At 58.6% G+C, this 13,261-nt stretch carries 11 protein-coding genes; 10 read left to right on the top strand and 1 reads right to left on the bottom strand.

From position 1 onward, the window contains the following. Positions 1-66 precede the first annotated feature (66 nt). From kduI to CDO73_RS25735, 9 genes are all read left to right on the top strand, one after another. Positions 67-900 carry a 5-dehydro-4-deoxy-D-glucuronate isomerase gene (kduI, locus tag CDO73_RS25775; protein WP_088491367.1) on the top strand — a complete coding sequence of 278 codons (834 nt, stop codon included), beginning with the start codon at positions 67-69 and terminating at the stop codon, positions 898-900. Between the two features lie 39 nt (positions 901-939). Beyond that, positions 940-1,713, top strand: coding sequence for a DeoR/GlpR family DNA-binding transcription regulator (locus CDO73_RS25770; protein ID WP_088491366.1), 774 nt, complete (start codon positions 940-942; stop codon positions 1,711-1,713). A gap of 49 nt (positions 1,714-1,762) precedes the next feature. Beyond that, on the top strand, positions 1,763-2,515 hold the full coding sequence (gene kduD, locus CDO73_RS25765; RefSeq protein WP_088491365.1) for a 2-dehydro-3-deoxy-D-gluconate 5-dehydrogenase KduD: 753 nt from the start codon (positions 1,763-1,765) through the stop codon (positions 2,513-2,515). A 112-nt stretch (positions 2,516-2,627) separates the two neighbouring features. Further along, positions 2,628-3,488 (top strand): sugar phosphate isomerase/epimerase family protein, encoded by an 861-nt coding sequence (locus CDO73_RS25760; RefSeq protein ID WP_088491364.1) that lies wholly within the window; start codon positions 2,628-2,630, stop codon positions 3,486-3,488. Between the two features lie 205 nt (positions 3,489-3,693). Continuing rightward, the gene (locus tag CDO73_RS25755) at positions 3,694-4,521 is read left to right on the top strand and encodes an SDR family NAD(P)-dependent oxidoreductase (protein WP_088491363.1); all 828 of its coding nucleotides are present in this window, start codon (positions 3,694-3,696) and stop codon (positions 4,519-4,521) included. Positions 4,522-4,870: 349 nt separating this feature from the next. Beyond that, positions 4,871-6,166 (top strand): homocysteine synthase, encoded by a 1,296-nt coding sequence (locus CDO73_RS25750; RefSeq protein WP_088491362.1) that lies wholly within the window; start codon positions 4,871-4,873, stop codon positions 6,164-6,166. 355 nt (positions 6,167-6,521) lie between these two features. Continuing rightward, positions 6,522-8,612 carry a heavy metal translocating P-type ATPase gene (locus CDO73_RS25745; protein ID WP_256972854.1) on the top strand — a complete coding sequence of 697 codons (2,091 nt, stop codon included), beginning with the start codon at positions 6,522-6,524 and terminating at the stop codon, positions 8,610-8,612. A gap of 181 nt (positions 8,613-8,793) precedes the next feature. After that, a complete protein-coding gene (gene trxB / locus CDO73_RS25740; RefSeq protein WP_088491361.1) occupies positions 8,794-9,747 on the top strand; it encodes a thioredoxin-disulfide reductase in 954 nt (317 codons plus the stop codon). 106 nt (positions 9,748-9,853) lie between these two features. Then, positions 9,854-10,084, top strand: coding sequence for a glutaredoxin family protein (locus tag CDO73_RS25735; protein ID WP_088491360.1), 231 nt, complete (start codon positions 9,854-9,856; stop codon positions 10,082-10,084). 170 nt (positions 10,085-10,254) lie between these two features. On the opposite strand, the gene CDO73_RS25730 is transcribed toward CDO73_RS25735, so the two are convergent. Next, positions 10,255-11,427, bottom strand: a complete 1,173-nt coding sequence (locus CDO73_RS25730; RefSeq protein WP_088491359.1) for an ROK family transcriptional regulator — start codon at positions 11,425-11,427, stop codon at positions 10,255-10,257. A gap of 266 nt (positions 11,428-11,693) precedes the next feature. Between CDO73_RS25730 and xylA the strand changes: the two genes are divergently transcribed. After that, entirely contained in the window at positions 11,694-13,007 is a 1,314-nt protein-coding gene (xylA, locus tag CDO73_RS25725) for a xylose isomerase (RefSeq protein ID WP_088491358.1), read from the top strand. The last annotated feature ends 254 nt before the right edge of the window (positions 13,008-13,261 follow it).

Genomic DNA, 13,261 nt, shown 5'->3' with positions numbered 1-13,261 from the left:
TATCTCGTCGTAGTCGACCGGTATCCGGACGTTCAATCGAAACTCACCTTGAAAGGATGAATCTTTGTGGAAAATCGCTATTCGTCTCACCCGAACGACGTTAAGACTTTCGATACGACGCGCCTGCGGGAAGAGTTCCTGATCGAAACGCTGTTTGCGCCCGACGAACTTGTAACCGTTTACTCCCATGTGGATCGGTATATCGTCGGTTCGGCCGTTCCCGTATCCAAAGAAATCAAGCTGGAAGTGGACCTGAAGCAGATCGGCGCGGACTTCTTCTTGGAGCGGCGCGAAGCCGGAATCATCAACGTCGGCGGCGCGGGCACGGTCACGGCGGACGGAGAAGTTTTCGAAGTCGGCAAAAACGAATGTCTCTACGTCGGACTCGGCGTTAAAGACGTGACGTTCAAAAGCGAAGACGGCGGCGCTCCGGCCAAGTTCTATCTGGTCTCGACGCCGGCGCACAAAGCGTATCCGACGCGCAAAGCCGGTCAAGGCGAAGCGATCAAAGCGCATCTGGGCAGCATCGACAGTTCGAACGAGCGCACGATCAACAAATATATTCTGCCGGGCGGCATCGAGAGCTGCCAGCTCGTTATGGGCATCACGGAACTCGAGCCGGGCAATATGTGGAACACGATGCCGTGCCATACGCATAACCGCCGCTCGGAAGTCTATCTGTACTTCAATATGCCGGAAGACGCCGCGGTATTCCATTTCATGGGCGAACCGCAGGAGACCCGCCATCTGGTCGTCCGCAATCAGCAGGCCGTCATTTCCCCGAGCTGGTCGATCCACAGCGGCGTCGGCACGAACAATTACACGTTCTGCTGGGCGATGGGCGGAGAGAACCAACTGTTCGACGATATGGACGCCGTGGATATGAAAGACTTAAAATAGATCCTAATTGACTTTTCGCGGATAGGAGCTATTGGACTTATGAACGCATTGAAACGGCACGAGAAAATTATGGAGATCCTGATCGAACGTCAAGAGATCGGCGTAGGCGAACTCAGTTCGCTGCTGGACGTTACCGGCAAGACGATTCGCGAAGATCTGGCGCGGCTGGAGGAGAAAGGACTGCTGGTGCGGGTGCACGGCGGCGCGATGCTGGCCCAGAACGATCAGTTCGGCATCCTTTCTTCCCGGGGAGCGGCGGAGAAGCACGCGTCGGAGAAAGCGGAGATCGCGGCCCGCGCGCTTCGTTATATCGAACCGGGCGACATTGTCGCGCTCGACGGGGGCGGCACGACGCTGGAGATGGCTCGTCAGCTCGAGAACGCGCCGCTTACCGTCGTGACCAACGATCTGTTCATTCTTAGCGAGCTGGCGCGCAAAGACAAGATCCGTCTGGTCGTGCCGGGCGGCGAGCGGGTCCGCAACGTGCTGATCGGGCCGGGGAGCGCGGAATTCGTCTCGGGGCTGAATATCAGCAAAGCGTTCTTGTCGGCGACGGCGCTGCATGCCGAACTCGGCGCTTCGATCTATACCGGAGATCTCGTGCCGTACAAGAAAGCGCTGGTCAAGACGGCCCGGCAGGTGTTCGGCGTCGTCGAGCACCAGAAGTTCGGCAAGTTCGCGCTGTGGACGTTCGCGGACTGCGGCGAGCTGGACGTGATCGTCACCGACGGCGGGATCGAGGCTTCGCAAAAAGAAATTTTCGCGCAAAAAAACATTCGGCTGGACGACGGAAGCGGCGATCGGGAGGCATAAGCCTAAAAGCTTCGGCGGGTCCGGCATCACGATTCGGGAGGAAATGAAGATGAGCATGTTCGACCTTAGCGGCAAAGTGGCACTGGTAACGGGGGCAAGCGGCGGACTCGGTCAAGGCATGGCGTTGGCTTTGGCGGAAGCAGGAGCCGACATCATCGCGGTATCGTATTCGTCCTGTTCGGACACGTCGGAGAAAGTCCGGGCGCTCGGCCGCAAAGCTTACGATATTCAAGCCGATCTCAGCAAGAAGGAAGAACTGGAAGACGTCGTTAAACAATGCTTGGCTTTCGAAGGCCGCATCGATATCCTGATCAACAATGCGGGCATCATCCGGCGTACGCCGATCTCCCAACATAGCTGGGAAGATTTCGACGACGTGCTGGATATCAACTTGAAGACCGTCTTCTACCTGACGCAGCTCGTCGGCAATCATATGGTCGAGCGCGGAAGCGGCAAGATCATCAATATCGTTTCGATGCTGTCGTTCCAAGGCGGGATCAACGTTCCGGGTTATACGGCGAGCAAGCACGGCGTGGCGGGATTGACCAAAGCGTTCGCCAACGAGTGGGCTTCCAAAGGCGTGCAGGTCAACGCGATCGCGCCGGGCTACATGTCGACCGACAATACGGCGCCGATCCGCGAAGACAAAGACCGTACGGATTCGATCACGGTACGTATCCCGGCCGGACGCTGGGGAACGGGCGAAGACGTGGGCGGACCGGCCGTATTCCTGTCTTCGTCGGCAGCCGATTACGTCAACGGCCATGTGCTCTGCGTGGACGGCGGTTGGATGATTCGTTAAAAGGCAGTCCGCGGAATGCTAATCTACTCGATGCGGGCCGCGGAAGCAGCGGCGGGACAGTCCCGTCGTCGTTTCCGCGGCCCGTTGTCGATTCTGAGGAGGAAAGATAGGGATGAAGCTCGGAATTCTGGCCCACACTTACGGCAAGCTGCCTGTCGCCGAATTGGCGCGCAAGGTGGCGGAAGAAGGATTCGCGTCGGTTCAACTGGCGCTGCTCAAAGCGATCTCGGATATCGATTGTTCGCCCGGCAAGCTCAGTCCAGGGCTGGCGAACCATATCGCCGAAGCGTTCGACCGGGAAGGCGTGCGGATCGCGGTGCTCGGCTGTTATATCGATCCGGTGAATCCGGACGAAGAAGCTCGGCGCGCGGATATTCGGCGTTTCAAAGAACTGCTGCGTCTGGCGCGCGATTTCGGCTGCGGCATGGTCGCGACGGAGACCGGCTCGATCTTGGCTTACCGGGACTCGCATCCTAGCGGCTACGAAGAGCACGGATGGAACGTGCTGCGCGAGACGGTCGGCGAATTGGCCGACGAAGCGGAGAAATGGGGCACGACGCTCGCGATCGAGCCGGTCGCCGGCCATACGCTGCATTCGCTCGATCATGTGCAGCGTCTGATGTCGGAAGTGCCGTCGCCGACGATCGGTTTATTGTTCGACGCCTGCAATCTGCTGAACGAAGAGCGGCTGCCGAACCAAGACGCGCTGATGCGCGACGCGTTCGAGAATCTGGGCGACCGGATCGTGCTGGCGCATGCCAAAGACCTGGAATTCGGGGAAGGCGGCTTCTGGGCCGGCGACGGGCTGCCCCGGTTGGATCGTCCGTTCGGCGACGGCCTGCTGAACAAAGAACTGCTCTGCTCGCTGCTCAAGCAGTATAAGCCGCATCTCGATATTTCGATCGAAGGCGTGACGGCGGCGGACGCGAAGCGTTCGGCCGACGAACTGCGGCGGATCTATACGATGGTATGAGGGAGGAAAAAGGAGCCGAACGGCTTTGACGAAACGCCGTGCCGCGAGCGTGCGGAAGCGCGAGGAACCGAAGACGCGCAGAAGCACGGATGCCGAAAATCGCCGGCGGAGATTTTTCGGAGAACGGTTACGCGTTTGCCGGGCGGGGTAATGGGGCGTGAACACCGAGAAGGGATCTTTTCCCAAGCCGAGAGGAGCGAACCGCATGAATCCCGATATTCCCGAAAACGAACGGTTTCTTGTCGCTTTGGTCACCGGAGGAGCCAAAGGCATCGGACGCGGCATTTGTCATGTGCTGGCGCAAAAAGGCTACCGGATCGCTTTGACTTACCATTCCGATTCCGAAGACATGGAAGACGTCACTCGAGAACTGAAACATATTTACGGTGCGGACCCGTTCGCCATGCGCAGCGATCTGACGCAGCCCGGCGAACCGCGAAAAGTCGTCGACGCGGTGCTGGAGCATTACGGACGGATCGATCTGGTCGTCAATAACGCCGGACAGAGCACGATGAATCCGCTGACCGAACTGGAAGAAGACGAGATCTCGTGGATGGTGACGCTGGATTACACGGCCCCCATCCTCTTGTCCAAATACGCGGCGCGCGCGATGATCGAACGCGGCATCCGAGGCAGCATTCATTTTATTACGTCGTCCCGCGGCGAACGCGCGTATCCCGGCGACAGCATCTACGGCGGCATGAAAGCCGCGTTGATCCGTTCCTGCGCTTCGCTCGCGCTGGAGTGGGCGCCGCACGGCATTCGGACGAACTGCGTCGCGCCCGGGGCGACGGTCAATGATCTGGAACAGGACGCGCGCACGGAGCCGCTGGGACGCAAGATTCCGCTCGGCCGTCTCGGCACGCCGTCGGATATCGGCGAAGCGATCGCTTGGCTCGCTTCGGACAAGGCTTCTTACATTACCGGAATCAATCTGCGGATCGACGGAGGATTGATTCTGCCGGGCATGCCCGAAGACACGTCGGAAGAAGCCGGGTACGGTTGGGGCACGGTCTATCCGAAGCCGGATTAAGCGCAGGATCGGCCTCCGGATTCAGGCTGCCGACTACAAAAACGCGGGCAAGCATGTAAGCGGTTTAGACGGCCGAACGGTCCCGTCGAACCGCTTTTTCTTTCTCAAAACCAACTATTCTAATCGGAATTTCATTTTCCCTCTTTTCAACCCTGCCGATCTGTGTAAGAATAAGAGCCAAGTAACGCTTTGCATAGCTAAAGAATCGGAGCATCCCCGGAATCTTCGACACCTGAGGCGCGGACCGCGATTTCGTTCGTCCCGTGTCTAGAGCTTATCTTCGCAAAATCGGGATATTCCGCCAAACACTTATTCGGCTTGAAGGTCGACATTACGGGAGGAATCGGATATGACGGAAGAAAGAAAGCTTTCCTTTGACACGTTGGCGGTACACGGGGGACAAGAGATCGATCCGGTAACGGGCGCGCGCGCCGTTCCGCTGTATCAGACGACTTCGTACGGATTCCGCGATACGGAACATGCGGCGAATCTGTTCGGACTGAAAGAATTCGGCAATATCTATACGCGGCTCATGAACCCGACGAGCGACGTGTTCGAACAGCGGATCGCGGCGCTCGAAGGCGGGGTAGGCGCGCTGGCTACGGCTTCCGGCCAAGCGGCGATCACCTACTCGCTGCTGAACATCGCGGGAGCGGGAGACGAGATCGTATCGTCGGCCAGCCTCTACGGCGGTACATATAATCTGTTCGCGGTGACGCTGCCGAAGCTCGGCATCAAAGTGCATTTCGTCGATTCCAGCGATCCCGAGAACTTCCGCGCGGCGATCAACGAGAAGACCAAAGCGGTCTATGCCGAGACGATCGGCAACCCGCGCGGCGACGTATTGGACATCGAAGCGGTCGCGGCGATCGCGCACGAGAACGGCGTTCCGTTGATCGTCGACAATACGTTCCCGAGCCCGTACCTGCTGCGTCCGATCGAGCACGGCGCGGATATCGTCGTCCATTCGGCGACCAAATTCATCGGCGGCCACGGCACGTCGATCGGCGGCGTGATCGTCGACGGCGGCAAGTTCGATTGGACGTCCGGCGGACGATTCCCGGGTCTCACGGAACCGGACCCGAGCTACCACGGTCTGGTCTACGCGGACGCGGTCGGCCCGATCGCTTATATTATCAAAGCCCGCGTACAGTTGATGCGCGATCTGGGCGCGGCGATCTCGCCGTTCAACTCTTGGATGCTGCTGCAGGGCTTGGAAACGCTGCATCTTCGGATGGAACGCCACAGCCGGAACGCTCTGGCCGTCGCGAAATATCTCGAAGGACACGAACGCGTCGAATGGGTCAACTATTCCGGTCTGGAGAGCCATCCGTCGCATGCGCTGGCGCAGAAATACCTGCCGAAAGGACAAGGCGCGATTCTCACGTTCGGCATCAAAGGCGGCGTCGAAGCCGGCAAAAAGCTGATCGAAAGCGTCAAATTGTTCTCGCACTTGGCGAACGTCGGCGACTCGAAGAGTCTGATCATCCATCCGGCGAGCACGACGCACCAACAGCTCGGACCGGAAGAGCAGGAAGCTTCCGGCGTGCTGCCGGGCATGGTCCGTTTGTCGATCGGTACCGAGTCGATCGACGACATCCTGTACGATCTGGAGCAGGCGATCGCGGCGACGAGCGGCGAATAATCCGCGTTCGCGACGATCGTCGGATCGTCTTGCCGGCGCGGTTTCCGGTTAGTAGGATTTCGTTTGCGTTACGCTTCGACAAGCAGGGCCGCAAGTTCGCGCAGGCGAATTTGCGGCTTTTTTTCGTATCGTTCGATGCCGGAGGATCCTCTTTACTTTTTGCTGCGAAAAGAGTACGATCGACATATAAAGTTGCCCCGAACCAATAAAATTGAATATAGGAAAAATGAGTCTCATTCTCATTGCAAACATGCTGCTCCGGATCCCCGGGGCAGCATGTTCCATTTTAGGGGCAGCCGGAATAACTCTCATTCTCAATAACCATTAACCACAATCATCGATCAAGGAGGAATTCATGATGACTTTACATTCGATCGGAAGCCGGAAGATGCAGGCAGGCGCAGGTCGGCCGGATCGGAAAACGAACAAACCGGAAGGCGGAAAACGGAAAAGGTCGATGCTTCGAGAGCTGTCGGGGCATGTCGAAATACGCAAAGCGCTGGGCTGCGGCGTCGTGATGGCTGCGGCATGGGGCTTGGTGCAAGCGGATTTTGAACTCGGAGCGGCCGCCTTGTACGTATTCGCGTATCTTCTGGGCGGTTGGGACAAAGCCCGCGACGGCATCCGCAAACTATTCTCGGAACGCGAGTTGGACGTCAATTTGCTGATGGTCGCGGCGGCGCTCGGAGCGGCCGCGATCGGCTATTGGAACGAAGGCGCGCTGCTGATCTTCATCTTCGCCTTGAGCGGCGCGCTGGAGAGTTTCGCTTCCGACCGCAGCGGCAAAGACATCTCGGAATTGATCGCGCTGCGGCCCGAACATGCGCTTAAGATCGAGAACGGCTCGGTTCGCCGGGTCGAAGCCGGCGAAATCAAAGCCGGCGACCGGATTCTCGTTCCGCCCGGCGCGGCGATCGCGGCGGACGGCCGCGTGACCAGCGGCCGTTCGTTCGTGGATCAATCGTCGATCACGGGCGAATCCGTGCCGATCGACCGGGCTCCCGGAGACGACGTGTATGCCGGCACGATCAACGGAGAAGGCGAACTGCGCCTCGAAGTCACGCGGGATGCCGCCGATACGCTGTTTGCCAAAATGATCCGCATGGTCGAACAGGCGCGCGAAGATTCGCCGCCTTCGCAGCGCTTCGTCGAGCGTTTCGAATCGGTCTACGTCAAAGTCGTGCTCGTCGCAACCTCTCTGTTGATTCTGGTTGGCCCGTGGTTATGGGACGGAAGCTGGAAAACGGCTTTCTATAAAGGCATGGTCTTTCTGGTCGTCGCTTCGCCTTGCGCGATCGTGGCTTCGGTGATGCCGCCGGTGTTGTCCGCTATGTCCGGCGCGGCGCGCCGGGGCGTTCTGTTCAAAGGCGGAGCGAGCGTAGACCGCTTGGCCGGCGTCAAAGTCGCGGCGTTCGACAAGACCGGAACGCTGACGATGGGCGAGCCGGAATTGTCGGAACTCGTTCTCGTGCCGGGCGCGGACCGCGGAGAAACGCTGCGCGCCGCCGCATCGGTCGAACGGCATTCTTCGCACCCGCTCGCGCAGGCGATCGTGCGCGCGGCGGAATCGGAAGGAATTAACCTGCAAGAGACCGAAGAGGCCGAAGAACGAGCCGGATTCGGAGTCGAAGCGCGGATCGGCGGCGTGCGCTGGAGCGTAGGCCGTCTGCCCGGCGAGCCAGACGAGACGCCGCAAGGCGAGAACGATCTTGCGGAGAACTACGGCGGCCGAGCGGACGGAGCTTCGCTGCCCGGGCCTTCTTCGGCCCGCGAAGCCGCGTCTCCGTCTCCGTGGTGGAAAGCGGAAGCGGAGCGCCTGCACGAAGCCGGCATGACGGTATCTTTTGTCTTGCGGGATGGAGCGACGGTCGCTTTGCTTGCCTTAAGCGACCGCGTCCGTCCGGAAGCGCGCCGAGCCGTGCAAGGACTGCAAGCGCTCGGGATCGAAGTCGCGATGCTGACCGGCGACCGCGGCGGCGCGGCGCGGCGGGCGGCCGAAGCGGCAGGCGTGAAGCTCGTTTTCGCCGAACTGCTGCCGCAGGATAAAGTCGACCGTATTCGCGAGCTGCGCGAACGTTACGGCTCGGTTCTGATGATCGGAGACGGCGTGAACGACGCGCCGGCGATGGCGACGGCCGACGTCGGCATGGCGATGGGCGTGCGCGGCAGCGGAGCGGCGCTCGGCACCGCCGATGTCGTGCTGATGCAGGACGATCTGCTGCGCACGGTCGGCACGATTCGTCTGGCCCGCCGCGCCGAAGGGGTCATCCGCCAGAATCTGACGTTCGCCGTGTCCGTCGTGCTGCTGCTGATGGCGACGAGCTTAACGCTCGGCATCGCGCTTCCTCTCGGCGTGGTCGGACATGAAGGCAGCACGCTGCTGGTGATTTTGAACGGTTTGAGACTGCTGCGTTCGAAGAAATCCTTTCACGAAATCTTCATTTAAATGGGAAGAAACTCAACTTGACACAATCTATTGGAAGCAGCATAATAAGAACTACATTGGAATTATTATAAAATAGGAATCGTTGAGAACATGCATCGCGCAGGCTTCGATTCGGTCCGCGTCCGGCCTGGCCGCAGCGAACCGATCGGCTTGTCCGAACGCCCAAGAGGAGGAACTTTTTATGTATAAATCGATCATTATCGGTACAGGTCCCGCCGGATTGACCGCTGCCATCTATCTGGCGCGCGCCAATATGAGCCCGCTGGTCATCGAAGGTCCGCAGCCGGGCGGACAATTGACGACGACGACCGAAGTGGAGAACTTCCCGGGATTCCCGGAAGGCATCATGGGTCCGGAACTCATGGACAATATGCGTAAACAAGCCGAACGTTTCGGCGCGGAATTCCGCACGGGTTGGGTCGAGAACGTCGACCTGTCGCAGCGTCCGTTTAAACTGAACGTCGACGGCATGGGGCAGCTCGTGACCGACACGCTGATCATCTCGACCGGCGCGAGCGCGAAATATCTCGGCATTCCGGGCGAAGAAGAGAACGTGGGCATGGGCGTCAGCACCTGCGCCACTTGCGACGGATTCTTTTTCCGCGGCAAAGAGATCATCGTGGTCGGCGGCGGCGACTCGGCGCTGGAAGAAGCGAACTTCTTGACGCGCTTCGCGACCAAAGTCACGCTCGTGCACCGCAGAGGCGAACTGCGCGCGTCGAAGATCATGCAGGATCGCGCGCGTCAGAATCCGAAGATCGAATGGGCGCTCGATCGCACGCCGCTCGAAGTGGTCAAAGGCGAGAACGGTCTGCAAGGCCTGCGCGTGCTTAACAACGCGACGGGCGAAGAGCAGCTGATCGAAGCATCCGGCGTATTCGTGGCGATCGGCCACCATCCGAACACGGGCTTCCTGAACGGACAGGTCACGACGGACGAGAACGGCTATATCGTCGTGACGCCGGGCACCAGCGAAACGAACATTCCGGGCGTGTTCGCCTGCGGCGACGTGCAGGATACGCGTTACCGTCAAGCGATCACGGCGGCGGGCAGCGGATGCGCGGCCGCGATGGACGCGGAACGTTTTATCGAGAGCTTGGAATTCGCCGAAGCGGCTGCCGAAGCCGCCCTGTAAGAATCGATCGAATATTTTCATCGAATTCGGTTTGGTTCTGGACCGGATTGGCGTTATAATAAAGAAAGTTAGTTTCGAAAAATATACGAGAAGGTGGAGAGCGAATATGGCAACCGCAATCGTCTACACAAGCACCAACTGCCCGCACTGCAAACAAGTCAAGAGCTATCTGGACGGCAAAGGCGTTTCTTATGAAGAGCGCAACATCGAGCAGAGCGACGCGTTCGCGCAGCAGGTCTGGGATATGGGTCTGCGCGCCGTGCCGGTAACGGTGATCGGCGAAGAGAAGATCGTCGGCATGAACAAGCTGAAGCTGGAGAAAGTCCTGAACGCGTAAGCGTATCGGGTACTGACGGAACAACGATCACGGTTCGACAAAAAGGCGGAGCCCATAGGGCCCCGCCTTTTTTTGCGTATCGCCGTCGGAGCTCGCGGCAAACAGGCAGCACGAAAGAATCGTGTGCCTGTTTGCCGTTTTCGAGCCGTGATTCCGCGATTCCGTCGAATTTACAACGACACCCGAACCCGTCCAAGAAACTGCGATACCGCCAGATGCGCCGCGCCCAGCACCGCCGAACGGCTGCCCAGCTCGGAGAACGAGACGGCCAGTTCCCGGCGATGATACGGCAGCGCGCGTTCGGCGATCGTGTCCAGCATGGCCGGTTCGATCCATTCTTTGGCTTCCGTCAGCGGTCCGCCGACCACGATCTTCTCCGGGTTGAAACCGTTGACCAAGTTGGTGATGCCGATCCCTAATCTGCGGCCGATCTCCCGGTACAAGTCCAGCACGGCCGCGTCGCCGGAACGCGCGTGAGCGGCCAGCTCGGACGTGGTCGAAGCGGGGAGAGGCGTGCTTCCGGCTTCGGAGACATAAGCGTAAGCCCGTTCGGACGCGTACAATTCCCAACAGCCGCGGCTGCCGCAGCTGCATAATCTTCCGTCGCTTTCGATCGACATATGGCCGGTCTCCCCGGCATAGCCCCAAGCGCCTTTGTACAATTGTCCGTCGATGATCATGCCCGAGCCGAGTCCCATGCCCGCGCTGACGTAGACCAGATGGCGGACATGACGTCCGGCGCCGTATTCGCGTTCGCCCGCCGCGCCGACGTTGGCTTCGTTGTCGACGACGACCGGCACGCCGAAGGTTTCTTCCAGCCGAGAACGCAGATCGACGCCTTCCCAGCCGAGGTTGGGCGCATACAAGATCAATCCCGATTCGTCGACCATGCCCGGCACGCCGATTCCGATGCCGACGAGTCCGTGCGGCGTGTCCGGCATGGCTTCGAGCAGCGGCTTCACGGTCTCGCGGACGACGGCCAACGCGGCTTCGGGATCCTGTCCGGCCAGCGGAGCGCTGCGTTCCGCGAGGATGCCGCCCGTCAAGTCGGTCAAGGCCGCTTTGACCAACGTGACGCCCAGCTCGATCCCGATGACGCAGCCGGCCGCGCCGTTGAACAGCAGCATGAGCGGCTTGCGGCCTCCGCTGGATTCGCCGAGCCCCGTTTCTTCGACCAATTTCTGTTCCAGCAGCTCCAGCGTCAGGTTCGATACCGTCGCTTTGTTCAATCCGGTCCGCTCCGAGACGTCGGTGCGCGACAGCGGCCCGTTTCTGCGGATCGTGTCCAGAACGATCGACTTGTTCAGCTTTTTGACGAGCGCCAGATCCCCCGTTACTCTCATTTTCGATTCCTCCATCCGTGCCTTTTGAACATCCTTTTATCTTAAGCCAATCCGTCGGCAAAAAGAAGGCTTTTCGCCGCTCGTCGCAAGGCAGCGTTTGCTTCGGAATCTATCCGGCTTTTCCGATGGTAGCGTTAACAAGTTCTATTCTAAAGCAGAAAAACTTTTTGCGAAAGACTTAGTTTATCCGATAGACAAAGTTTTTTGGATGTGCTAGGATAGCGATGTAAACGATTTCTGCGAAATTACGAGGAGGCATCTCTTACATGGCTTACTATGAAAATGTCGGTAAAGTGGCTTACGAAGGCAGTCAGTCGCAAAACCCGTTCGCTTTTAAATTCTACAACGCGGACGAAGTGGTAATGGGCAAAAAAATGTCCGAGCACCTGAAATTCTCGATGGCTTATTGGCACACGCTGACGGCCGAAGGCAGCGACCCGTTCGGCGCGACGACCGCGATCCGCCCTTGGCATTCCTACACGGGCATGGATCTGGCGAAAGCCCGCGTCGAAGCCGGATTCGAATTCATGGACAAAATGGGACTCGACTACTTCTGCTTCCACGACATCGATATTACGCCTGAAGGATCGACGCTCAAAGAGTTTTTCGCGAACATCGACACGATCGTGGATCTGCTTGAAACGCACATGAAATCCAGCGGCAAAAAACTGCTCTGGAACACCGCCAACATGTTCACGAACCCTCGCTTCGTTCACGGCGCGGCATCGACGAACAACGCGGACGTCTACGCTCACGCGGCGGCTCAGATCAAAAAAGGTCTGGAAGTCGGCAAACGTCTCGGCGGCGAAAACTACGTCTTCTGGGGCGGCCGCGAAGGTTACATGTCCCTGCTGAACACGGACATGAAGCTGGAGCAGGACAACATCGCCCGCATGTTCCATATGGCGGTCGACTATGCCAAAGAAATCGGCTTCGACGCTCAATTCCTGATCGAACCGAAACCGAAAGAGCCGACCAAACACCAATACGACTTCGACGCGGCGACGACGATCTCGTTCCTGCAAAAATACGATCTCGACAAACACTTCAAGCTCAACTTGGAAGCCAACCACGCGACGCTGGCCGGCCATACGTTCGAACACGAACTGCGCGTAGCCCGCATCAACGGCATGCTGGGATCGCTCGACGCCAACCAAGGCGACATGCTGCTGGGTTGGGATACCGACGAATTCCCGGTTAACGTCTACGACGCGACGCTGACGCTGTACGAAGTGCTGCAAAACGGCGGTCTGGGCAAAGGCGGCATCAACTTCGACGCCAAAGTGCGCCGCGATTCCTTCGAAGCCGACGATCTGTTCCTCGGACATATCGCAGGTATGGACACGTACGCCAAAGGCCTCAAAGTCGCAGCCAAACTGATCGAAGACCGCGCGTTCGAGAAAGTCATCGAAGAACGCTACAGCAGCTTCTCCGAAGGCATCGGCGCCGATATCGTAGCCGGCAAAACGACGCTCTCTTCTTTGGCCGAATACGCGCTGAATAACGAAAACCCTCGTCCGAACAAATCCGGACGTCAGGAAATGCTTCAATCGATCCTTAACCAGTATATTTATGGTTAGGATCGAGACTCACCGACCCCTCCGGGCAAGGTGAATCGCAGATCCCGCGCTAAGCGACAGGTTTAGATCTTAATCTTTAGATCTTAATCTTTAGATCTTAATCTTTAGATCTTAATCTTTAGATCTTAATCTCTAAATCTTAATCTTCAGATCTCAATCTCTAAAAATCCCGGCTCCTCCCATACCCGTGGAGGCTCCGAACGTCAGGGTTGACACACATACACAAGAATCGCGCAAAGCGATCGAATCGAACG

It is taken from the genome of Saccharibacillus sp. O23 (genome assembly GCF_002205895.1).
GTDB lineage: Bacteria > Bacillota > Bacilli > Paenibacillales > Paenibacillaceae > Saccharibacillus.
Note: the sequence above shows the minus strand (reverse complement) of the source record. Positions and strands in the feature narration are given on the sequence as shown.